This is a genomic window from Variibacter gotjawalensis (assembly GCF_002355335.1).
Taxonomy (GTDB): domain Bacteria; phylum Pseudomonadota; class Alphaproteobacteria; order Rhizobiales; family Xanthobacteraceae; genus Variibacter; species Variibacter gotjawalensis.
In genome coordinates this window covers 2,920,677-2,942,476 of the sequence record NZ_AP014946.1, presented here as the reverse complement: position 1 = coordinate 2,942,476, position 21,800 = coordinate 2,920,677, and the positions used below count along the sequence as shown (strand labels likewise).

Genomic DNA, 21,800 nt, shown 5'->3' with positions numbered 1-21,800 from the left:
ATGACGGATTGTCCGTTTGAGATCTGGTGACCGGCGGCCGCAACGCCACCCGCTACTCGCGACGGTCTTTCATGTAACGCTCGAGGTAGACGCGGGCGAGCTGGCGCTCGTCGTCGCTCGCCTGACGCACGGCGGCCTCGTACAGGTCGGTGACCCAGCGGTCGGCGTTGGCACCGTCTTTCGCGAGGATCAGCCACATCAGGCCGCGGGCGGCCTGGCGCGGCACCTGCTCGCCCTTGAACAGCAAATGGCCGAGCGTGGCTTGCGCCTGGTTCTGGCCTTTCTCGGCGGCGGCGTTGAGCCAACGGATGGCCTGACGCGGATCGCGCTGGGCGCCGTTGCCTTCAAGATAGATGCGGCCAAGATTGTACTGCGCGTCGCGGTCGCGGAAGTAGGACGCCGCGTACCAGAACATCTCGCGCGCGCGCGACGAATCCGCCTTCACGGGCGAATTCGGGATGCCTTCGAGATAGTAGTTGCCGAGCGCCACGAACGCGTTGGCGACGAAGCGCGACTGCGGCGAGTCCGGGCTGTCTTCCGCATGGCTATTGGCGATGCGGCTGAAGTAATTGAACGCGCGAATGTCGTCCTTCGGGATCTGGTCGCCGTCCTGATACATGCGGCCCAGCTTCCACTGAGCGCCGATCTGGCCCTGCTCCGCCGCGTATTCGAGCGCGGTGACGCCGGTGCGCATGTCGCCGGCACGAAGTGCTTGGGCACCCTTGCGAAAGGCTTCCGTCGGGCTCGGCATTGCGAGCGCAGGCGACTGCGGGCGCGCAGGATCGAGCGCCATCGCGGGCGCGACGAGCGCCGCGCCGATAACGGCGGCGAGCGCTATGGGACTAAATATCCGCATAGCACTGCTTCTCGGCGGCTCCGCCCGGATGCGTCACCGCGCCATAGACGGCGGGTCCGACCTGCTGAGCGTATTTCCAGATGTAACCGGACGTGGTGTCGTTGGCGCGCGGCTTCCAAGCCTTGCGGCGCTCTTCAAGTTCGGCGTCCGACAGCGCGACGTCGATCGTGCCGTTGTCGGCATCGATCGTGATCATGTCGCCGTCGCGCAGAAGGCCGATCGGGCCGCCGACCGCAGCTTCCGGACCGACATGGCCAATGCAGAAGCCGCGCGTCGCGCCGGAGAAGCGACCGTCCGTGATGAGCGCGACTTTGCCGCCCATGCCCTGCCCGGTCAGCGCGGCCGTGGTCGAGAGCATTTCGCGCATGCCGGGGCCGCCCTTGGGGCCCTCATAGCGGATGACCAGAACTTCGCCTTCGCGATAGGTTTTTTTGGTGACGGCTTCGAAGCAAGCTTCCTCGCCGTCGAAGCAGCGGGCCGGGCCGGTGAACTTCAAGTTCGACATCCCGGCGACCTTCACGATGGCGCCTTCGGGAGCGAGATTGCCTTTCAGGCCGACGACGCCGCCGGTCGGCGTGATCGGCTTATCCGCCGAGCGCACCACGTCCTGCTGCGCATTCCACTTCACGGACTCGAGATTCTGCGCAATCGTCCGGCCGGTGACCGTCATGCAGTCGCCGTGGAGATAGCCATGATCGAGCAGCGTCTTCATCAAAAGTGGCACGCCGCCAGCTTCGAATAAGTCCTTGGCGACATAACGGCCACCGGGTTTCAAATCTGCGACATAAGGTGTCCGTTTGAAGACTTCGGCGACATCAAACAGGGTAAATTCGATACCGCATTCGTGCGCAATGGCCGGAAGATGCAGGCCAGCATTGGTCGAGCCGCCAGATGCTGCCACAACGGTGGCTGCATTCTCTAAAGCTTTACGGGTCACGATATCGCGTGGGCGAATATTCGACTTGATGAGCTCGACGACCATCTCGCCGGCGGTGGCGCAGAACCTGTCGCGGAATTCGTAAGGCGCCGGAGCGCCGGCCGAGTATGGCAACGCGAGGCCGATCGCCTCGGAAACGGTCGCCATCGTGTTGGCGGTGAACTGAGCGCCGCAGGCGCCGGCAGACGGGCACGCCACCTGCTCCAACTCGTCGAGATCGGCGTCCGACATGTCGCCAACCGAATGCTTGCCGACCGCCTCGAACACGTCCTGAACGGTGACCTGCTGGCCGCGGAAGGTGCCCGGAAGGATCGAGCCGCCGTAGATGAAGATGGACGGGATGTTGAGGCGGCACATCGCCATCATCATGCCGGGCAACGATTTATCGCAGCCCGCCATGCCGACGAGCGCGTCGTAGGCGTGGCCGCGCATCGTCAATTCGACGCTATCCGCGATGCATTCGCGCGACGGCAGCGAGGCGCGCATGCCCGCGTGCCCCATGGCGATGCCGTCCGTCACCGTGATGGTGCAGAACTCGCGCGGTGTGCCACCGGCGGCCGCGACGCCCTTCTTCACCGCCTGGGCTTGGCGCATCAGCGAGATGTTGCAGGGCGCGGCTTCGTTCCAACAGGTCGCCACACCGACGAAAGGCTGGTGGATCTGGGCGCTGGTCAGGCCCATCGCGTAATAATACGAGCGATGCGGCGCACGTGCCGGACCTTCCGTCACATGACGGCTCGGCAGCCTGTTTTTAAGGTCCGTCTTCGCGTCCATAACGCCCCACTGGCGCGGCTTTTCGTACCGCTCGCGTCTTCAAGTCCTGTCGAAGTCCCGAGGCCGCGAAGCGCGCGAAAACGGAAGGCCCGCAAAGGCTTTTTAGACAGGTTCGATCTTGTGGAATGTTGTGGCGGAAAAGCGGCGCGGGCCGCATACGCCCTGCCCTGGATCACTTATGGGTGACACGTGTTGCGGAGCCGACACAGAATGGTTGCGTGCAAATGCTTGCGGGGTCTCTCGCGACGCGGCAGTGTATGAGTACCGGGTCCACAACAAGAGAATGCCTCCATGCTGATCATTCGGCACCGCTCCGGCGTCCTGAAGGGCGTCGAGCAGAGCATCGACGATAACAAGGACACCCTCGTTTTCGGCCGCGACGGCGACGTCTGCGACGTGATTTTCCCGGCGGATGAGACGCTCGTCTCGCGCCGGCACTTTGCCCTCGAACGTAAGCTCTCCGGGCTGTGGACCTTCGATCTCTTCGGCGACCCCTTCGTCGCCGTGAACGGACAGCCGGCTGAAAACGGCCAGGCACTGCACAAAGGCGACGTCGTCGAACTCGGCAAACGCGGCGGCCCGAGTTTCTCGGTCGAGCGCATCGACGAGACCGGCGCGGCCAAGCGCATGGCGGAAACGCAAGTGCAGCAAAAGGTGACGAACCCGCGCGCGGCCGTTCAAGGCGCGAAACGGGTCGCTCTCGTGACGTCGGCGCTGGCGCTGCTCATCGCGCTCGCCGGCACCGGCGCTGTTTATTATCTCTCGACCGGGCAAGGCGCCCGCCTCGATCAGGCTATGGCGAAGCTTTCCGAGGATCAGCAGAAGGCTGCGTCAGACACCATCTCTCAGCCGGTGCGCGACCGCCTGCTCGCAGCATCGTATCTCGTCTATGTCCGCCAGCCGGGCGGTCAGGAGCAGCCGGCCGGCAGCGCCTCGCCGATCGGGCCGAACATGCTGGCGACCAACGCGCACGTTGCGGCGCTCTCGCGCGACCTGAAGGATGGGCAGAAGCTGTACGTTAAAGCGCCCGGCCCGCAGGGCAAGGCCTACGAGGTCGTCGACTTCAAGATCCATCCCGGCTACGCCGAGTTCGAGAAGTATCTCGAAAGCGATCCGCTGTTCGTCGTCTCGACGGCAAACTGCAAAGACTGCTTGTCGCCGATCCTGTCAGGCAGCGCGCCGGGCTACGACGTCGCCATCCTGCGCGTCGCGGAGGGCTCGAACCTCTCACCGGTGCTCGAAATCGCGAACGAGAAGGATCTCTCGACGATCGGCCCGGGCACGCCGGTCGCGATGTCGGGCTATCCGCTCGAGCGGATCAGCAACCAGACGGTCCAGTCGGTCGCCGCTACGCCGACGCTGTCGCTCGGCATGGTCAGCGCGAACACGGACCTTTTCAGCCTTCCGTCGGACGTCTCGCAGCGCAAGCTGATCCAGCACAATCTGCCGGGCACGGGCGGCAACAGCGGCAGCCCGATGATCACGCCGAACGGCAAGATCATCGCGTTGCATAACGCCGGCAGCTACGTCGACGTGCCGAATGTCGGCCGCGTGCCGAACGCCGCGATGGTGCGCTTCGGCCAGCGCGCCGACATGCTGGCCGATCTCGTCGCTGGCCGTGCCGAGCAAGCCCTGGAAGTCGACCGCGCCTATTGGGCGAAACAGACGCAGGCCTTCAAGCGCGGCTTCGACTACCTGATCCCGGAAATCCTCGCGCGCGAGAAGCCGAGCGACAAGGCGACCTCGGTGCAAGTCGCGTCGGCGAAGCACACGCTGACGGCGACGGAGAAGTTCACCGCGAAGGATAAGGACGGCAAGGACACGACGCGCCGGCAGAAGATTCACACGGTGAATCTCAAGGCCAATCAGCTGACGACATTGATCGGTTACGCGCAGGAGCGGCAGCTGATCCAAATGTATCTTGTCGTCGACGGCAAGATCGCCAAACAGGACGACCGGCGCATCTGGTTCCCGTTCCTCTCCGCAAAGCCGGACAAGGACATGAAGGTCGAGGTCTACATCGTCAGCCCGGACAACGACGTGAACTACACGCTGCTCGAATATACGTGGGACGAGCCGCGCTCCTGATGCCGCAGAAGGTTCTCGGGCGAGACTTCTTCGCCCGCAGCGTTCACGAGGTCGCGCCCGATCTGATCGGCGCGACCTTTTTATTCGGCGGCGCCGGCGGCGTGATCGTCGAGGTCGAGGCGTATCACCACACGGACCCGGCCGCGCATTCCTTCAACGGCCTCACGCCGCGCAACGCCGTGATGTTCGGGCCGCCCGGCTACGCCTATGTCTATCGCTCCTACGGCATCCACTGGTGCGTGAATTTCGTCTGCGAGGCGGAAGGCAGCGCGTCGGCCGTGCTGCTGCGTGCGATCGCGCCGAGCGAGGGGATCGACGCGATGATCGACCGGCGCGGCACCGACGACGTGCGCGCCTTGTGTTCGGGTCCCGGCAAGGTGTGCGCAGCTCTCGGCATCACGAACGCGCACAATGGGCTGCGGCTTGATCGCGCGCCCTATCGTCTTCTGCCGCGCAACCGCGACGTCGATATCGTTACGGGCGTACGCATCGGGATCACGAAAGCGGCCGATCTGCCATGGCGTTACGGGCTCGCCGGCTCGCGGTTTTTGAGCAAACCGTTTCGTGGCGCAGCTTGATTAGGTATCGCGCAGAAGCCCTGTTATCGTTCGTCAAACAAGAAAACCGAGAGGTCGTGATGATCAAGGTGAGCGTGCTCTATCCGCCGAGCGACAAATTTGATTGGGATTATTACCTCGCCAAACACATGCCTCTCGTTTCCGACCGTCTCGGTGCGGCGTTGAAGAAAGCCGAAGTCAGCAAAGGCGTTGCGGGCGGCGCGCCCGGCGCTCCGGCAACTTACGCCGCGATATGCACGCTCTCGTTCGATTCCGTCGAAGCGTTTCAGAAAGCGATGGGCGCGCATGCCGCCGAGATCATGGGCGACATCCCGAATTACACAGACGCTACACCCGTCGTGCAAATCAGCGAAGTGAAGCTGTAGAATTACGCTCCCGTCGATCGAATCGTCGCAGGTGTCGCGGCTCTAGCGTCCCCTCTCCCGCTTGCGGGAGAGGGTCAGGGTGAGGGCAAGCGGCAACTGCGCGGCGGTTGAAAACTCCCCTCACCCGGTTTGCGTAGCGCGTTTATGCGCGCCGCAAACCACCCTCTCCCGCAAGCGGGAGAGGGATCGGTGCCCGGACGATGGCTTCGAGCTATCCAGTCGCTTCCGCGATGACGAATTCGGGCGGGCGGCCGATGCGCAACGGGATGCCGCTACAGCCGAGCCCGCTCGTCACATACATGCGCTTGCCGGGTTCTTCGACGAGGCCGTAGGTCCACGACCACGGGGCTTTGCTCGCGTTGCGGATGGGGCCGATCAGCGGGAATACGATCTGGCCGCCATGCGTATGTCCGGCGAGCGTCAGATGCGGGCCTTGTGGCACATCGCGAAACCAAACCGGATCGTGCGTGAGAACGATCGAGGGCTGATCCCCCTTGAGCGTGCCGAGAAGTTTCGCGGGCGCCGCGCGGTCGACGCGCGCATCCGGAATTCCGACAATCGCGAGTGAGTGTCCCTCGTAGTCGACCGTGACGATTTCGTCGTAAAGCATGCGCACATTGGCGTCGGTTAGCGCTTGGGTGACCTCATCCGGTCCGTAGCTGCGATCGTGATTTCCGATGATGCCGAAGGTGCCGAGCGGCGCGGTGAGCTTGCCAAGCGCGCGCGCGATCACGTGCGGCGGAATGCGCCCTCCTCCGAACGCGATCATGTTGACGAAATCGCCGCCGTAGAGCACGAGATCAGGCTCGTACGCAGCCGCTTCCGCAACGATGCGATCGAGCCGCGCGATGTCGTTCGTGTGCGATCCGGTATGGAAATCCGATAGGAACGCGATGCGCAGCGGGCGCGTAAAACGCGGCCAACCCGGTATGCTGAAGTCGAGTTCGCGAATGGCGTGCGGCTGCGCGTGCGCGAACGGCGCGACCCAACCTTTGTCGCCTGTCTCGTCGCGGTATGGCGGCTTGACGAGCCACAGTGTGAGGCGGTCGTCCCAATCGCTAAAACCGCTCATTGCGAGCTAACCCGGTAGGAACCGCAGACTCCGCTCATACCCGCGAAAGCGGGTATCCAGTCAGTGCCCGTAAGGGCGTAACGAGGACTCTTGCAGCGCGCTAACGCGCGCCGGCTGGACCCCCGCTTTCGCGGGGGTGAGCGGAGTTCTGGCTCGTCTGCCTCAGCCCTCACGCGGCGCTCTTCAAGCGCTCCAGCGCCTCGCGGAACTTGGCGCGCTTCGCCTCGGCGTCCGCCAATTTCTCGCGTTCGCCCTCGATGACTTCCTCGGGCGCGCGCTTCACGAAGTCCGCATTGCCGAGTTTCTTCTCGACGCGCTCGACCTCGCCGGCGATTTTCGCGAGCTCCTTTTCGAGGCGCAAGCGTTCGGCGGCGATGTCGATAATTCCGGCGAGCGGCAGCGCGGCGACTTCGCCGCGGATAACGATCTGCACGGCGCTTTGCGGCGCGGCGTCGACGAAGTCGATCCCCGACAGACGCGCGAGGCGCTTGATGAGATCGCCCCAGCGGCCGACGCGTTCCTGCGTCGCTTCGCTGACGCTGACGAGGGCCAGCGGAGCGAGCGTCGCAGGCGCGACGTTCATCTCGGCGCGAACGGAGCGGATCTCGGTGATGAGATCGATCACCCAGCCGATCTCGGCTTCGGCGGCTTCATCGGCGAGGCCTTCGTATTTCGGCCAAGCCGTGGTGATCAGCGCGCCGGCGCGCGGCTGCGTCGCCGTCACGGCCCAGAGTTCTTCCGTGATGAACGGCATGAACGGGTGCAACAGCTTGCAGATTTCGTCGCGCACCCAAGCAGTCATCGCGCGCGTTTCGTCCTTCGCGGCGCCATCCGGACCGGTGAGGATCGGCTTCGTCAGCTCGATGTACCAGTCGCAATAGATGTTCCAGACGAAGCGATAGGCCGCATTCGCCGCATCGTTGAAGCGCAGCGCCTCGATGGCTTCGGCAACCTCCGCGAAAGCCTTGGCGGTCTCGTGCGCGATCCACTTGTTGAGCGTCACCTTCGCGGACTTCGGATCGAAGTTCGCGACCGTCGCGGCGCCGTTCATCTCGGCGAAACGCGCAGAGTTCCACAGCTTGGTCGCGAAGTTGCGATAGCCTTCGACGCGCGAGACCGCGAGCTTGATGTCGCGCCCCTGCGCCGCCATCGCGGCCAGCGTGAAGCGCAGCGCGTCCGCGCCGTATTCGTCGATGAGCTCCAAGGGGTCCATCACGTTGCCCTTGGACTTCGACATCTTGGCGCCCTTCTCGTCACGGACGAGCGCGTGGATGTAGACCGTCTTGAACGGCACTTCGTCCATGAACTGGTGGCCCATCATCATCATTCGGGCGACCCAGAAGAAGATGATGTCGAAGCCGGTGACGAGCACGTTGGTCGGATAGAAGCGCTTGAGTTCGCGCGTCTCGTCCGGCCAGCCGAGGGTCGAGAACGGCCACAGCGCCGAGGAAAACCAGGTGTCGAGAACGTCGGGATCGCGGGTGAGGAAATTCGCGCGCTTGTCCTCGTCCTCCGCGATAGCGTCGGCTTCTTCCTTCGTCAGCACGCTGTTGACGACGTAGTAAGCGAGCGCCTCGGCGACGGCTTCGTCCTCGCTCTCGGCGACGAAAACCTTGTCGTCCGGACCGTACCACGCCGGGATCTGATGGCCCCACCAGAGCTGACGCGAGATGCACCACGGCTGGATGTTTTCCATCCAGTGATAGAACGTGTTCTCCCACTGCTTCGGCACGAATTCGGTGCGACCGGTCTGCACCGCCGCGATCGGGACGTACGACATCTCCTTGGCGTTGACGTACCACTGGTCGGTGAGGAACGGCTCGATCACGGTGTTCGACCGATCGCCGTGCGGCACCATGTTGACGTGCGGCTCGATCTTCTCGAGCAAGCCAAGCGCTTCCATGCGCTCGACGATCGCCTTGCGCGCTTTGAAGCGGTCGACGCCGTGCAGCTGCAGCGTCTCGGCGAGTTCGCGCGAGGCTTCAACGCCGTCCTTGAACTCGGCGTTGTCGCGCAGCGCCATCGCGCCGTTCGCGTCGAGAATGTTGATCAGCGGCAGATGATGACGGCGGCCGACTTCGAAGTCGTTGAAGTCGTGCGCCGGCGTGATCTTCACGGCGCCGGTCCCCTTCTCGGGATCGGAATATTCATCGGCGACGATCGGAATGCGGCGACCGACCAGCGGCAGGATCACATGCTTGCCGACGAGATCGCGGTAGCGCTCGTCCTCCGGATGCACCGCGACCGCGGTGTCACCGAGCATCGTCTCGGGGCGCGTCGTCGCGACCGTGATGAAAGTCTCGGGATCGTCCTCGAGCGGATACTTGAAGTGCCAGAGGTTGCCCTTCGTCTCGGTCTGAATGACTTCGAGATCGGAGATCGCCGAGAGAAACTGCGTGTCCCAATTGACGAGGCGCTTGTCCTTGTAGATGAGCCCGGCGCGATAGAGTTCGACGAAGACTTTCAGCACGGCCTTCGACAGACCTTCGTCCATCGTGAAGCGTTCGCGCGACCAATCGCACGAAGCGCCGAGGCGCTTGAGCTGATTGATGATGGTGCCGCCGGACTCTTCCTTCCACTCCCACACGCGCTTGACGAACGCTTCGCGACCCATGTCGCGGCGGCTCGGCTGCTGGCGCTCCATCAACTGGCGCTCGACGACCATTTGCGTCGCGATGCCTGCATGGTCGGTGCCGACTTGCCAAAGTACGTCCTTGCCGCGCATGCGCTCGAAGCGCACGAGAATGTCCTGCAGCGTGTTGTTGAGCGCGTGGCCCATATGCAGCGAGCCGGTAACGTTCGGCGGCGGAATGACGATGCAGAACGGGTCCGCGTCCTTGCGGTCCGGCTGGCTGCATTTGAATGCGCCGGAGCTTTCCCAATTCTCGTAGATGCGGCCTTCGACGTCGGCGGGCTTGTAGTTTTTCTCGATCATACTCGGTCTCGATACGGCTTGCGGCGATCATTACGGAGGGAAGTAACGTCCCGCAGAACCCGCGATATAGACTGCTTTATCATCGCTCGGAAAGGCGATATGCGGGCAAATCCAGGTGACGAGATAGGCCAGATACTTGATGTCAGGTAAAAATCCAGCCCTTCCGATCAAAGATCATCGATTTCTCATCGTTGGTGGCGCGAGTTTGGTCGGTTCGACCACAGCGGACGAGTTTCTGCGCCGCGGCGCCAAAGAAGTCGTGCTGCTGGACAATTTCTCGTTCGGCTCGAAAGACGCGATCAAGCATCTGGAAGGTAATCCGCGCGTCCGCGTCGTCCAAGGCGACGTCATGCGGCTGCACGAACTCTTGAAGGCCTTCGAAGGCGTCGACGGCGTGCTGCACCTCGCTGCGATGATGACGATCTCGATGGACCGCGACCCATGGGCCGGCCTCGACGTCAACATTCGCGGCGCTCAGAACGTGATCGAGGCGGCACGCACGAACGGCGTGAAGAAGCTCGTCTTCGCCTCCTCCAACGCGGTCTACGGCTACGGACCAGGAGTTGCGGGTGATCTCGTCGAGTCGACGCCGTTCAACTCCGTCGGCGCCCCGCCCGCCGCCATTCTCTATGGCGCGTCGAAGATCGTCGGCGAACAGCTCTGCCGCGATGCGTATCGGCGCTACGGGCTCGACTATGTCGTGCTGCGCTATTCGACCGTCTACGGCGAGCGGCAACACTATCGCGCCGCCAATGCGCTCTACATCATCGAGACTCACGATCGCATCAAGGCGGGCGAGCGGCCGCGGGTGATCGGCGACGGCTCGGAGTCCAAGCACTTCGTTTATGTCGGCGATGTCGCGCGCGCCAACGCTGCGGCCTTCGAAGCGAAGGCGACGGACGTGCAAGTCAACGTCTCTGGCCCTGCCCCGACGACGACGCTCGAACTCGTGCAGATGGTGTGCGAGGCGACGGGAAGCGACCTTAAGCCCGAGCATGTCGAGCCGCCGGCCGGCAAGGTTCGCCTGACCTCAGGCGGTGCGTTCAAGATCGACCACACGGCCGCCGGCAAAGCGATCGGTTGGAAGCCTGAAGTCGACATGCGCGAAGGCATTCGCCGCTTGATCGAGTGGCGCGACGAAACCGGCGCGTGATGGAGAATAGACTGCCACTCAGCTGTCATCCCGGACGGCGAACGAAGTGAGCCGATCCGGGACCCACGTACCCCAAGCGTATGCAGGGATACGTGGATCCCGGCTCTCGCGGTTGCGCTTCGCGCAACTAGCTCGGCCGGGATGACAACCGCGTAACAACAAAAAACTTGGAGGAATCCGTGACCCACAAAATCAATCGTCGCAACCTGTTCGCAGTATCCGCGGGCGCCGCTTCGCTCGTCGCGATGCCGTCGGTGCTTCGCGCGCAGACGTTTCCGAACCGTCCGATCGAACTCGTCGTCGGTTTCGCGGCCGGTGGCGGCACCGACGTGATGGCGCGCGTGATCGCGCTGTTCCTCGAGAAGGAGCTCGGCGGCTCGGTCGTCGTCAACAACAAGCCGGGCGCGTCGGGCGAGATCGCCCTCGCCTACGTGGCGAATGCGCAGCCCGATGGTCACGTCATCGGCACGTCGAATATTCCGGGGCTGTTGTCGCTGCCGATCGAACGCAAGACGCAGTTCAAGCTCTCCGACTTCCAGCTGCTGGCGAATATCGTCAACGATCCGTCGGCCTTTAGCGTCGAAGCGAATAGCCCGATCAAAGACCTCGCCGGACTCGTAAAAGTCGCGAAGGAGAAGCCGGGTTCGATCAGCTACGGCTCGACCGGCGCCGGAACAGACGATCACATGGCGCTCGTCATGTTCGAGGAAGTCGCCGGCGTGAAGCTCAATCACATTCCGTTCCGCGGCGGCGGTCCGCTCGGCATCGCGTTGCTCGGCAAGCAGATCGATGTCGCGGGACTCAACGTCGGCGAAGCGATGCCGCATTCCACCGGGCTGCGCATCATCGCGCAGGCGGGCCCGAAGCGGTCTCCGTTCGTGCCGAATACGCCGACGCTGGTCGAGGCCGGTTTCAATGTCGAGATGGGCTCCGAGCGCGGGCTGCTCGCACCAAAGGGCTTGCCGCCGGCGGTCGCGAAGAAGCTCGAAGAGGCGATCCACAAGGTCGCGATGGACCCGCAATTTTCCGAGAAGCTGCGCCAGCAGTTTTTGGAGATCTACTACCTGCGCGGCGACGAATGGAACGCGCGGCTAACCAAACAGGAAGCCGAGTATCGGAAGCTTTGGGAGCGCCGCCCCTGGGGCGGGCAGTAGCAGGTTAGCTCAAGCGCTGATGTAGCGCGGATGAGCGAAAGCGCGGAGCGCGGAGCGACATCCGGGACCTGCTCGTCCGACGTTCAAACGCAATCCCGGATGTCGTTCGGCACGCGCGCCGAAGCGCGCGGCCTCACTCATCCGGCTACGGGCTGAATTCCCGCTTTCGCGGGAATGAGCGGAGTTCTGCGTCGATTTCTTAGAAACTCGCGTAGCCTGGATGAGCGAAAGCGCGGAGCGCCGAGCGACATCCGGGGCCTTCGAGCTCCGAGCAAGACAACCCGGATGTCGTTCGGCACGCGCGCCGATGCGCGCGACCTCACTCATCCGGGCTACGGGCTGGATTCCCGCTTTCACGGGAATGAGCGAAGTTCTGGGCTAGTCTTTCAGCGGCCGCGAGCCACGCGCTCGATCTCGGCGCGCACGAGGCGCTCGACGATGCTCGGCAGATTGTCGTCGAGCCAAGCCTTCAGCATCGGGCGCAGCATCTGGCGCGACATCTCATCGAGCCGTTCGGAGTTCTGCGCCATAACGCTGTGCGCCAGCGCGTTGAACGCGCTGTTCACGGCATCGCTGGTCTGCGGCGAGACCAGTGCAGTCTCGGTCACCGGCTCGGTCCAACGCGGCTCCTCGCGCGCCTGAACGGCGGCGGGCGCGTGGTATTCGGGCTCTTCTTCCGGTTCGATTACGACCGGCTCATCGACCGGACGCGCCATCGCGGTCGCGGCGATCTCGGCTTCGAGAGCGTCGAGCGGATCGATCGCCGGCTTTTCCGGCTCGGCCTGCACTTCCGGAGCGGAACGCAACTCGGGCGCAGCGCGAAACTCGTCGCGGAACATCGGCGCCGGCGCTGCGCGCGGCGGATCCAACGCTTCCATCAAGTCGTGTGTCGTCGGAGCGGCCCGCGATGGAGTCGCTTCTTGCGCGAGCGGTGCCACCGGTCGCAACGGCGTTTCGCTCTTCGCGACTGCCGGCGCCGCGGGCTTCGCCTCGTCGTCCGCGATGATCCGTCGAATGGAGGCGAGTATTTCCTCCATCGAAGGTTCTTGCGCCTTCAATGCCTGACTCATTTGCCGCACCTCACTCAAAGGGAACGTCTGCAGCGCAATCCACGCGGGATGCGAATCAGCCGTGCACCTTTCCGTCCGCCACCTTATGAAGCCATTGTCGCATGTCAAAGCCACACAGTTAAGCGGCCGCCGTCAAAAGACAGCGGCCGCCCACAGCAATGCGAAATGTCGTTAACGGCCGTCGGGTGTCCGCACACCGATCCAAGCGTCACGCACTTGGTGGTAGTGAACACGTGAGTCGTAGAGTTCGATCTTGAGACCGAGACCTTCCGGCGAGAGTTTGCCGGTCGACGACAGCAGCGTGTAGGACTGCACGACGCGATCGCGCTGCGCGGTGACGAGAGACACACGCGCGTTGACGAGTTCTTGCTGCGCGTTGAGCACGTCGAGCGTCGTACGCTGGCCGACGCGCGCTTCCTCGCGTACGCCGTTGAGCGCGACTTCCGCCGCCGTCACTTGCGCTTGCGCGGCTTGGATCTGCGCTTTCGCGGCTTCATGCGCGCCCCACGCTTGGACGACAGTCGCGCGGACTTGATCGCGCTGCTGTTCAAGCGTCAGACGCTGTTGGCCGACCTGCTCCTTCGACTGACGGATCAGCGAATACTCAGTGCCGCCCTGGTAGATCGGGATGGTCAACTGAGCGACGGCGCTTGCCGAGAAGGCCCGCTCCGACTGCAGCTGAACGTCGTAGCGCTGCTGCGCCGAGACCTGCACACCTAGCGTCGGATAGAGCGCGCCCTCGTTGATCTTCACCTGCAGCAAAGCGACGTCGATGCCGTACATCGCCGACGTGACGAGCGGGTTTTCAGACGTGCCGCGCGCGACAGCACCCGCGAGAGTGCGCGGCGAGAGACGATCAACCGGCATACCGGGCGCGAGCTTAGCCGGCTCAACGCCGATGACTCGGCGATAAGAAGCGCGCGACGTCGCCAAGTTTGACTCGGCGCCGAGGGCTTGCGAGCGCGCAGCGGCGAGGCGCGACTCGGCCTGCGCAACGTCCGTACGCGTGACTTCGCCGACGTTGAATCGATCGCGCGTCTGACGCAGTTGCTCTTCGAGCACTTCGACGTTGCGGCGCTGCAGGTCGAGAATCGCAGTGTCACGCAACACGTTCATGTAGGCGGTCGCGCCGTCGAGCAGGATTTGCTGCTCCATCACGCGCAGACCTTCGCGGGCCGCCGACACTTGTCCTTCGGCGGCGCGAACGCGGTTTCCAGTCCGGAAACCGTTGAAAACGTTCTGGTTCAAAGTCACACCGACACCGCGCGGTGTCGTCGTGCCGCCGAATGGCGCGGTCGGCCCGTCACCGCCGCCGCCCGTGTAGGCACGGCCTTCCGATCGGCTGATACCGATATCGGCCGTCGCACTGACCTGCGGCCGATAGCCGGACAGCGCCTGCGGCACCGCCTCGTCCGTGATGCGGACCTGCGAGCGCTGGGCATTCAATTGCGGGTTGTTGCGATAGGCCGCTGCCAAGGCAGAAGGCAACGTTTCAGCGTTCGCCGAAACAGGCGCCGCTATCAGTACTGTAGAACACAGCGCCGTGACCGCAGCACGGCGTGCATTCCAACTCAACTTTGGCATCGTCTACTCCGATGCAAAGGAACGGAAACACGCCCTGCCTGCGCCCCGTATCCTGCCATCCCCATTACTGCGTTGCAGAATACAGGGCGGGACAACCAAGAGAACCCCTAGGGTGCCCGTTGGCCACAGTTCGTTCGGCACTGGTTCCCTTCGGCAACACTCGCGGCGAATTGATCGGGTCAGGCGAACGAAATTGATTCGTTTTGCGGCAAACGGACGCGTCACAGCAGCAAAAATGAGGCACGGCGGATGATGCCGCGCCTCTCAAAAGCAGTCGGTTCGAATCGATTTCGCTAAAGCGCGAACTGCGGAACGGCAGCGAATCCCGGAAGCACGGGCGCCGACGCGTCAAACAGCGGACGCGCACCGGCATCGCCGTCGGCCATCACGTAGAGCATCGCCCGCGATAAGCCGCCGCGGCGTTCGACGCAAACCAGGCGACCGCCCTCTTTCAGCTGCGCGAGCAACGACTTCGGCTCGAATTCGACCGAACCGTTGAGGACGATCACGTCGAACGGACCGTCGGCCTGCGCGCCTTCGGCGAGCGGACCGCGGCGCACCGTCGCGGCCGAGCCGAGATCGAGGAGCGTCCGGGTCGCAACCGCGGCGCTCGCTTCGTCTTCCTCGAGGCCGAAGACGTCTGCGCCCATCGCGGCGAGAATCGCGGTCGAGTAACCGGTCGCGCAGCCGACATCGAGGACCTTCTGACCCTCAGCGATGTCAACGGCCTGGAGCATCTTTGCGAGCGTCATGGCTTGCAGCAGGAACCGGCCCTGCCCGACGCGAACGCTGCGATCGAGATAGGCGATCGCAGCCTGGTCGGCCGGAACGAAACGCTCGCGCGGCACGCGCTCGAACGCGCCGAGGATACGGCGGTCCGTCACGTCGTTCGGGCGGATTTGCCCGTCGACCATCATGCGGCGAGCGGCGTCCAAGGTGGTCATGGCGAGTTCCGAATTCCTAGACCATCGTTTTGCGGCAGTGCACGCGAAAACGCAAGATTGATGCGCGCTTAGCGAAGCGCTTTGAGCGCCGCGCGGCCCGCATATTGCGCCTGCTCGCCGAGCTGCTCTTCAATGCGCAACAGCTGGTTGTATTTCGCGGTCCGGTCAGAACGCGCGAGCGAGCCGGTTTTGATCTGTCCGCAGTTGGTGGCGACCGCGAGGTCGGCGATCGTTGCGTCCTCGGTCTCGCCGGAACGATGCGACATAACGGCGGTGTAACCGGCGCGGTGCGCCATATCGACGGCGGCGAGCGTCTCGGTCAGCGAACCGATCTGGTTGACCTTGACCAGGATCGAGTTGCCGAGGCCGCGCTTGATGCCGTCCGACAGACGCTCGACGTTGGTGACGAAGAGGTCGTCGCCGACGAGCTGGCACTTGTCGCCGATCAAATCGGTGACGGCCTTCCAGCCTTCGAAATCGTCTTCCGACATGCCGTCTTCGATCGAGACAATGGGATAGCGGCCGACGAGCTCGGCAAGGTACTTCGCCTGCTGCTCGGGCTTACGCTTCTTGCCCTCGCCTTCGTAATCGTAGACGCCCTTCTTGAAGAACTCGGTCGCGGCGCAATCGAGCGCCAGCACCATGTCCTTGCCGGGCTTGTAGCCGGCCTTCTCGATCGACTTCATGACGAAGCCGAGCGCATCGTCGGCCGATTTCAGGTTCGGCGCGAAGCCGCCCTCGTCGCCGACGTTGGTGTTGTGACCCTTGGCCTTCAGCTCGGCCTTCAGCGTGTGGAAGACTTCAGCGCCCATGCGCAGCGCGTCCGCGAAGGTCTTCGCGCCGACCGGCATGATCATGAATTCCTGGAAGTCGATCGGGTTATCGGCGTGTGCGCCGCCGTTGACGATGTTCATCATCGGCACCGGGAGAACGCGGGCTGAGACGCCGCCGACGTAGCGATAGAGCGGCGTGGCATTCGCGTCGGCCGCAGCCTTGGCGACCGCGAGCGAGACGCCGAGGATCGCATTGGCGCCGAGGCGCGATTTGTTCTTGGTGCCGTCGAGCGCGATCATCGTCTCGTCGATCTGCACCTGCTGCTCGGCATCGAAGCCGCCGATCGCGTCGAAGATCTCGCCGTTGACCGCATCGACGGCCTTCTGCACGCCCTTGCCGCCGTATTTCTTCTTGTTGCCGTCGCGGAGTTCGACCGCTTCGTGCGCGCCCGTCGAGGCGCCGGACGGCACCGCCGCGCGGCCGTGCGAGCCATCCTCCAGCCAGACATCGACTTCGACGGTGGGATTGCCGCGGCTGTCGAGAATTTGACGGCCGACGATGTCGACGATGGCGGTCATGGCGGTCTCCGGATATTGGGCGGGATGATGTTGCCCGGCTTCTACAAGATCGCGCGCGCCGCGGAAAGGGCTGACGCGAAGCTTTAAAATGCGCTAAATCTGCGCGTTAGGAGAACAACTTGAGCAAGAGACCACTACAGCTCGGCAAGCCGACGGCCCTGCCCGCCTCGCCGGATCAGGCGCAACTCGACCGCGTGCCGAACCCGCACCCGGACACGAACTACGTTGCGCGCTTCACGGCGCCGGAATTCACGACGCTCTGCCCGATCACCGGACAGCCGGATTTCGCGCACCTTGTGATCGATTACGTGCCGGGCAAATGGCTGGTCGAGTCGAAGTCGCTGAAGCTTTATCTCGCGAGCTTCCGCAACCACGGCGGCTTCCATGAGGATTGCACCGTGGGCATCGGCAAAGAGCTGCAGAAGCTGCTCAAGCCACGCTGGCTCCGCATCGGCGGCTATTGGTATCCGCGCGGCGGCATCCCGATCGATGTGTTCTGGCAAGCCGGCCGGCTTCCGGCCGGGGTGTGGGTGCCCGATCAAGGCGTCGCGCCGTATCGCGGGCGCGGCTGACGCTGCGGCTCTCCCTGCGGCGATTTATCCACAACCACTGTCATCTAGGCTACACAACCGGGGATGTAGATCGCGGGAACTCAAAGGGGAGCTTCCATGTCGATCGCGCGTCTACTCACCGCCGTCTCGCTGACGGCGCTTTTGGCCGGTGCCGCTAACGCACAGCAATTCAACGCAACGCTCGCGGGCCACGCGGTGCTGCCGGCCGAGACATATATTCAGGCGCCCGCCGATGCTCCGGCCGATCTCAAGAATCCCGGCAAGTTCACGACCGGCAAGCGTGTCGACGCTGTCGGCTCCGTCGAAGGGCTGTCGTATGGCCGTCCGACCGGCGTGAAAGTGCCGATGCCGGGTCAGCCCGCGCAGGGCCACTCCGGTATCAAGAAGATGGCGGACGGCACCTTCTGGGTTCTGACCGACAACGGCATGGGCGCGAAGGCGAACTCGCCCGACTCGATGCTGTATCTCAACCGCTATCGAATCGACTGGAAGACCGGCACGCTAGAGAAACTCGCGACGATCTTCCTGTCCGATCCGGACAAGAAAATTCCGTTTCGCATTGCCAACGAAGGCACCGACAAGCGCTACCTGACGGGTTCGGACTTCGACCCGGAAAGCTTCCAGCCGATCGGCGACAAATTTTGGATCGGCGAAGAATTCGGTCCGTACCTCATTCGCATCGACGCGACCGGAAAGGTCGAAGCCGTGTTCGAAACGCAAGTCGACGGCAAGCCGGCGCGCTCGCCCGATCATTTCGCCGTAACGACGCCGGCGGTGCCGAGCGCTCCGGTGGCGTTCAACGTTCGCCGTTCGAAAGGCTACGAGGGTATGGCGGCGTCGCCGGACGGCCGCTTCCTCTACCCGCTGCTCGAAGGCCCGATGTGGGACGCCGACAAAAAGGACTGGGAAAAGCAGGACGGCAAGGCCTATCTCCGCATCCTAGAGTTTGACGTCAAAGCCGAGAAGTGGACCGGCCGGCACTGGAAGTACGTGCTCGAAGCCGACGGCAATGCGATCGGCGATTTCAACATGATCGACGCGACGACCGCGCTGATCATCGAACGCGACGATGGCGAAGGCACCGCCGACAAGGCTTGCCCGCAGGGCCAGCAACGCCCGGATTGCTTCCACAATCTCGCGAAGTTCAAGCGCGTCTACAAAGTCGAGATGACGGACGCGAATGCCAACGGCCCGGTGCGCAAGATCGGTTACATCGATCTCATGCAGATCAAGGACCCGCAGGAGCGCGCCCGCAAGCCGCTCAACGGCGGCGTGCTGACCTTCCCGTTCTTCACGATCGAGAATGTCGATGTCATCGACGAGCGCCATATCATCGTCGGCAACGACAACAACCTGCCGTTCTCATCGAGCCGCGAGCCGAATAAGGCTGATGACAACGAGTTCGTCTTGCTCGAAGTCAGCGAGTTCCTGAAGGCGAAGTGAGAGCGGCCAGGAGCCGTTTCACCTCTAGACCCGGATCGGCGGCGCGCATGACGCCGCCCATCACGGCGAAACCAAGCGCGCCGGCGTCCAAGACGTCCGGCGCGTTTTCTGTTTCGATGCCGCCTATCGGCACGATCGGCGTTTTGGTGGCCTTCGCCATCGCGGCGATGCCCTGCGTTTCCAAGAACGGGCCGTAGCCGGGTTTGCTTTGTGTCGGGAACGCAGGACCTGCGATGGCGTAATCGGCGCCTTCGGTCGCCAGCGCTTCGGCGAGTGTGTGGATCGAAATGCCGATCAGCGCGTCCTTGCCCATAATCCGGCGAGCGGCCGCGATGTCGCCGCCGGCTGAAAGGTGGACGCCGTCGAGGCCGGCTTGCTTCGCCAACACCGGGGAGCCGTGCAGCGTCAGTGTCGCGCCGAATTCGCGGCCGACGGGCAGCAGCGATTGCGCGAGCGCTACTTGCTCGGCATCCCAAAGGTCCTTCTCTCTCACGCTGGCCCAGCGTGCACCCGCTGCAAACGCGGCACGCAGAACATCGGCCAGCGGTGCGCGGGCCTGACTGCGATCGGTGACGATAAGGAGCGGTGGTGAGGGAAGCCTCACGTGCCGACCAGGCCGAATTGTGGGCTCGACGGCTCGGCGTTGCGCCGCTTCGGGATGCGGCCTGCCACATACGCCAAGCGCCCGGCCTCGACGCCGGCCTTCATCGCGGCGGCCATTTTCACGGGATCGCGCGCTTTCGACACCGCGGTGTTGAGCAGCACGGCCGAGCATCCGAGTTCCATCGCGAGTGCGGCGTCCGACGCCGTGCCGATACCGGCATCGCAGACCACCGGCACGGGCGAGCGCGCGCAGATAAGTTCGATGTGGTGCGGGTTGGCGACGCCGAGGCCGGAGCCGATCAGCGAGCCGAGCGGCATCACGGCGGCGGCGCCGACATCCGCGAGCTTGCGGCAGGTGATCGGGTCGTCGTTGCAATACGGCAGCACGACGAAGCCGCGCTTCACCAGTTCCTCGGTGGCGACGATGGTCTCCTCGACGTCCGGATAGAGAAGCTCGCGGTCGCCAATGACCTCGATCTTCACCCAATTCGTTTCGAGCGCTTCACGCGCGAGTTCGGCCGTGAGGATCGCGTCCTTCGCGGTCTGGCAGCCGGCGGTGTTCGGCAAGAAATGCGCGCGTTTGCCGACAAGATCGAACAGGCTCTCATCGTCTCCCGCGAGGCTGATGCGGCGGATCGAGGCAGTCACCATTTCGGAGCCGCTGGCGGCGAGCGCGTCGAGCATCACCTGCCGGTTCGGATAGCCGGCGGTGCCGAGAAACAGCCTTGAAGTGAACTCGCGTCCAGCGATGACGAGTTTGTCGGACATTCTTCGAATCCTCAGAGTCGGTTACACGACTCGCACAAGAAAATGATTCCGGTTCTTCAACCTTAGCCGCCCTGCTTGGCGTGGACGATTTCGACATCGTCACCGGCGTTGAGTTTGGTCGACGGCCAATTCGCGCGCGGCACCACGGCGCCGTTGAGCGCGACCGCGAGCCCGCGACTGCCTTCGATGCCTTTCTCGGCGAGCAGCGCGGCCAGCGTTTCGGCCGACAGATTCTGCGCTTCGCCATTCACGTTGATCGTCGTCATCATCCCTACTCCGCGGCTTGAGAGCGCGGTTCAAATCGTCCCATCCCGAACGGCTGCAGCAGCGGATCGGCCTTGCCATCAACGACAAGCTGCGCGACGAGGTCGGCGGTCACCGGCGTCAGCAGGATGCCGTTGCGGTGATGGCCGGTCGCGTAGGTCAGTCCGTCGAGCGGACCGGCGCCGAGGATCGGCGCGTCGTCACGACTGCCCGGCCGGTGACCGACCCACGTCTCGGCGATCGGCAACTCCTCGATCGCCGGCACGGCGCGCCATGCGGCTTCAAGCAACGTCAGCATGCCGCCCGCCGTCATTGTCGTATCGAAGCCCTTCTCCTCGACGGTCGCGCCAAGCAGCAAGCGGCCATCGCGGCGCGGCACCATGTAGACGCCGGGCGCCCAGACGACGTGGGTCATCAATGGCGCACGCGGGTCCATCTGCAGCGCGATCATCTGGCCTTTAATCGGGCGCACGGGCGGACGCGCTTCGGCCGGAATGCCTTCGATCTGCCGCGACCATGCACCGGCCGCGAGCACCACGTGATCGGCCGCGATCTTCTCGCCGTCGGCAAGTTCGATGCCGGTGACGCGGCCGCGCTCGCTGGTGATGCTTTTGACCGCCGTGTTCTCGCGCAGCACGACGCCCGCGCGTTCGGCCGCGACGCGTAGCGCAGCGCCGAGTTTGCGGTTGTCGACCTGCGTGTCCTCGGGCGACCACAGCGCGCCGGCGAGACGGGAACCCAGATGCGGCTCGCGCTTGCGGGCGGCTCCCGCGGAAATCCACTCGAGCGGCAGGCCTAGGCCTTTCTGGAAGCCGAGATCGTGGGTCAGGCGCGCCTGATCGTCGGCGGTGAGCGCGACGAGCAGCGTGCCTTCTCGGCGGAGGTCCACCGATAGACCGGAGGCTGCTTCAACTTCGGCGGCGAAATCCGGCCAGCGTTTCTGGCTCTCGCGGCCGAGCGCGATGAGCGCTTCCTCGCCGGGCTCGGCTTCGGAACAGGCCGCCAGCATGCCGGCCGCCGCATAAGTCGCGCCGCTTCCGGCCACGCCCTTGTCGAAAACGGTAACCGCGAACCCGCGCTGCGCGAGCCGCCAGCCGATGCCAAGCCCGGATACGCCGGCGCCAATGATGGCGACGTGCTTCGTCCCGGCTTTGGAAGTCCCTTGCATCTGCTACTCCCTACGCGGGCATAACCCCGACAGGTTCTTTGGGTATGCTCTCAGTCGCGAACCGCCGCGACACCCCAGGCAGACCTCTATCATGGGGTTTTTATCCGCGACTCTCAAGGG

General features: G+C 64.0%; 19 protein-coding genes and 1 riboswitch. Of the genes, 7 read left to right on the top strand and 12 right to left on the bottom strand.

Annotation, left to right across the window (positions count from 1 at the left end; genetic code table 11):
* Positions 1–52: 52 nt before the first annotated feature.
* Complete coding sequence (locus GJW30_RS14310) at positions 53–856, bottom strand: tetratricopeptide repeat protein (protein ID WP_096356447.1); 804 nt, start codon at positions 854–856, stop codon at positions 53–55.
* The gene (gene ilvD / locus GJW30_RS14305) at positions 843–2,567 is read right to left on the bottom strand and encodes a dihydroxy-acid dehydratase (protein WP_096356445.1); all 1,725 of its coding nucleotides are present in this window, start codon (positions 2,565–2,567) and stop codon (positions 843–845) included. The genes GJW30_RS14310 and ilvD overlap by 14 nt, the downstream gene beginning before the upstream one ends.
* A 291-nt stretch (positions 2,568–2,858) precedes the next feature.
* Between ilvD and GJW30_RS14300 the strand changes: the two genes are divergently transcribed.
* The 3 genes from GJW30_RS14300 to GJW30_RS14290 are packed head-to-tail and all read left to right on the top strand — an operon-like array spanning position 2,859 to position 5,598.
* On the top strand, positions 2,859–4,655 hold the full coding sequence (locus GJW30_RS14300; protein WP_096356443.1) for a trypsin-like peptidase domain-containing protein: 1,797 nt from the start codon (positions 2,859–2,861) through the stop codon (positions 4,653–4,655).
* Entirely contained in the window at positions 4,655–5,233 is a 579-nt protein-coding gene (locus tag GJW30_RS14295; RefSeq protein WP_096356441.1) for a DNA-3-methyladenine glycosylase, read from the top strand. Before GJW30_RS14300 ends, GJW30_RS14295 begins: the two co-directional genes overlap by 1 nt.
* Positions 5,234–5,292: 59 nt before the next feature.
* Positions 5,293–5,598 (top strand): EthD family reductase, encoded by a 306-nt coding sequence (locus GJW30_RS14290; RefSeq protein ID WP_096356439.1) that lies wholly within the window; start codon positions 5,293–5,295, stop codon positions 5,596–5,598.
* 211 nt (positions 5,599–5,809) lie between these two features.
* Here GJW30_RS14290 and GJW30_RS14285 read toward each other — a convergent pair whose 3' ends face one another.
* Together GJW30_RS14285 and GJW30_RS14280 are read right to left on the bottom strand one after the other, a co-directional pair.
* On the bottom strand, positions 5,810–6,670 hold the full coding sequence (locus GJW30_RS14285; protein WP_096356437.1) for a metallophosphoesterase: 861 nt from the start codon (positions 6,668–6,670) through the stop codon (positions 5,810–5,812).
* 169 nt (positions 6,671–6,839) lie between these two features.
* The gene (locus GJW30_RS14280) at positions 6,840–9,605 is read right to left on the bottom strand and encodes a valine--tRNA ligase (protein WP_096356435.1); all 2,766 of its coding nucleotides are present in this window, start codon (positions 9,603–9,605) and stop codon (positions 6,840–6,842) included.
* Positions 9,606–9,744: 139 nt separating this feature from the next.
* On the opposite strand from GJW30_RS14280, the gene GJW30_RS14275 reads away from it, so the two are divergent.
* Together GJW30_RS14275 and GJW30_RS14270 are read left to right on the top strand one after the other, a co-directional pair.
* Positions 9,745–10,758: an NAD-dependent epimerase/dehydratase family protein gene (locus tag GJW30_RS14275; RefSeq protein WP_096358841.1), complete on the top strand. Its 1,014-nt coding sequence runs from the start codon at positions 9,745–9,747 to the stop codon at positions 10,756–10,758.
* 179 nt (positions 10,759–10,937) lie between these two features.
* A complete protein-coding gene (locus GJW30_RS14270) occupies positions 10,938–11,912 on the top strand; it encodes a Bug family tripartite tricarboxylate transporter substrate binding protein (RefSeq protein WP_197703733.1) in 975 nt (324 codons plus the stop codon).
* Positions 11,913–12,298: 386 nt separating this feature from the next.
* On the opposite strand, the gene GJW30_RS23225 is transcribed toward GJW30_RS14270, so the two are convergent.
* The 4 genes from GJW30_RS23225 to eno form a co-directional block, all read right to left on the bottom strand.
* The gene (locus GJW30_RS23225) at positions 12,299–12,628 is read right to left on the bottom strand and encodes a PopZ family protein (RefSeq protein WP_430727100.1); all 330 of its coding nucleotides are present in this window, start codon (positions 12,626–12,628) and stop codon (positions 12,299–12,301) included.
* A gap of 525 nt (positions 12,629–13,153) precedes the next feature.
* On the bottom strand, positions 13,154–14,566 hold the full coding sequence (locus tag GJW30_RS14260) for a TolC family outer membrane protein (protein WP_096356431.1): 1,413 nt from the start codon (positions 14,564–14,566) through the stop codon (positions 13,154–13,156).
* A gap of 293 nt (positions 14,567–14,859) precedes the next feature.
* On the bottom strand, positions 14,860–15,510 hold the full coding sequence (locus tag GJW30_RS14255) for a protein-L-isoaspartate O-methyltransferase family protein (protein ID WP_096356429.1): 651 nt from the start codon (positions 15,508–15,510) through the stop codon (positions 14,860–14,862).
* Between the two features lie 68 nt (positions 15,511–15,578).
* Positions 15,579–16,862, bottom strand: a complete 1,284-nt coding sequence (gene eno / locus GJW30_RS14250) for a phosphopyruvate hydratase (RefSeq protein ID WP_096356426.1) — start codon at positions 16,860–16,862, stop codon at positions 15,579–15,581.
* Between the two features lie 119 nt (positions 16,863–16,981).
* On the opposite strand from eno, the gene queF reads away from it, so the two are divergent.
* Both queF and GJW30_RS14240 read left to right on the top strand, forming a co-directional pair.
* Positions 16,982–17,434: a preQ(1) synthase gene (gene queF, locus GJW30_RS14245; protein WP_096356424.1), complete on the top strand. Its 453-nt coding sequence runs from the start codon at positions 16,982–16,984 to the stop codon at positions 17,432–17,434.
* Positions 17,435–17,530: 96 nt separating this feature from the next.
* The gene (locus tag GJW30_RS14240; protein WP_096356422.1) at positions 17,531–18,877 is read left to right on the top strand and encodes an esterase-like activity of phytase family protein; all 1,347 of its coding nucleotides are present in this window, start codon (positions 17,531–17,533) and stop codon (positions 18,875–18,877) included.
* Here GJW30_RS14240 and GJW30_RS14235 read toward each other — a convergent pair.
* The 4 genes from GJW30_RS14235 to thiO form a co-directional block, all read right to left on the bottom strand.
* Positions 18,852–19,481 carry a thiamine phosphate synthase gene (locus GJW30_RS14235; RefSeq protein WP_096356420.1) on the bottom strand — a complete coding sequence of 210 codons (630 nt, stop codon included), beginning with the start codon at positions 19,479–19,481 and terminating at the stop codon, positions 18,852–18,854. The genes GJW30_RS14240 and GJW30_RS14235 overlap by 26 nt on opposite strands.
* On the bottom strand, positions 19,478–20,248 hold the full coding sequence (gene thiG, locus GJW30_RS14230; RefSeq protein WP_096356418.1) for a thiazole synthase: 771 nt from the start codon (positions 20,246–20,248) through the stop codon (positions 19,478–19,480). The genes GJW30_RS14235 and thiG overlap by 4 nt, the downstream gene beginning before the upstream one ends.
* 62 nt (positions 20,249–20,310) lie before the next feature.
* Positions 20,311–20,517, bottom strand: a complete 207-nt coding sequence (thiS, locus tag GJW30_RS14225) for a sulfur carrier protein ThiS (protein WP_096356415.1) — start codon at positions 20,515–20,517, stop codon at positions 20,311–20,313.
* Between the two features lie 2 nt (positions 20,518–20,519).
* Positions 20,520–21,680, bottom strand: coding sequence for a glycine oxidase ThiO (thiO, locus tag GJW30_RS14220; protein ID WP_096358839.1), 1,161 nt, complete (start codon positions 21,678–21,680; stop codon positions 20,520–20,522).
* Positions 21,669–21,767, bottom strand: a riboswitch (TPP riboswitch). It overlaps the preceding gene by 12 nt.
* Between the last annotated feature and the right edge of the window lie 33 nt (positions 21,768–21,800).

Coding starts and splice junctions, on each gene's coding strand:
- GJW30_RS14310 (WP_096356447.1), bottom strand. CDS start 856: ATGCGGATATTTAGTCCCATAGCGCTCGCCGCCGTTATCGGCGCGGCG.
- ilvD (WP_096356445.1), bottom strand. CDS start 2,567: ATGGACGCGAAGACGGACCTTAAAAACAGGCTGCCGAGCCGTCATGTG.
- GJW30_RS14300 (WP_096356443.1), top strand. CDS start 2,859: ATGCTGATCATTCGGCACCGCTCCGGCGTCCTGAAGGGCGTCGAGCAG.
- GJW30_RS14295 (WP_096356441.1), top strand. CDS start 4,655: ATGCCGCAGAAGGTTCTCGGGCGAGACTTCTTCGCCCGCAGCGTTCAC.
- GJW30_RS14290 (WP_096356439.1), top strand. CDS start 5,293: ATGATCAAGGTGAGCGTGCTCTATCCGCCGAGCGACAAATTTGATTGG.
- GJW30_RS14285 (WP_096356437.1), bottom strand. CDS start 6,670: ATGAGCGGTTTTAGCGATTGGGACGACCGCCTCACACTGTGGCTCGTC.
- GJW30_RS14280 (WP_096356435.1), bottom strand. CDS start 9,605: ATGATCGAGAAAAACTACAAGCCCGCCGACGTCGAAGGCCGCATCTAC.
- GJW30_RS14275 (WP_096358841.1), top strand. CDS start 9,745: ATGTCAGGTAAAAATCCAGCCCTTCCGATCAAAGATCATCGATTTCTC.
- GJW30_RS23225 (WP_430727100.1), bottom strand. CDS start 12,628: ATGGCGCGTCCGGTCGATGAGCCGGTCGTAATCGAACCGGAAGAAGAG.
- GJW30_RS14260 (WP_096356431.1), bottom strand. CDS start 14,566: ATGCCAAAGTTGAGTTGGAATGCACGCCGTGCTGCGGTCACGGCGCTG.
- GJW30_RS14255 (WP_096356429.1), bottom strand. CDS start 15,510: ATGACCACCTTGGACGCCGCTCGCCGCATGATGGTCGACGGGCAAATC.
- eno (WP_096356426.1), bottom strand. CDS start 16,862: ATGACCGCCATCGTCGACATCGTCGGCCGTCAAATTCTCGACAGCCGC.
- GJW30_RS14240 (WP_096356422.1), top strand. CDS start 17,531: ATGTCGATCGCGCGTCTACTCACCGCCGTCTCGCTGACGGCGCTTTTG.
- thiG (WP_096356418.1), bottom strand. CDS start 20,248: ATGTCCGACAAACTCGTCATCGCTGGACGCGAGTTCACTTCAAGGCTG.
- thiS (WP_096356415.1), bottom strand. CDS start 20,517: ATGATGACGACGATCAACGTGAATGGCGAAGCGCAGAATCTGTCGGCC.
- thiO (WP_096358839.1), bottom strand. CDS start 21,680: ATGCAAGGGACTTCCAAAGCCGGGACGAAGCACGTCGCCATCATTGGC.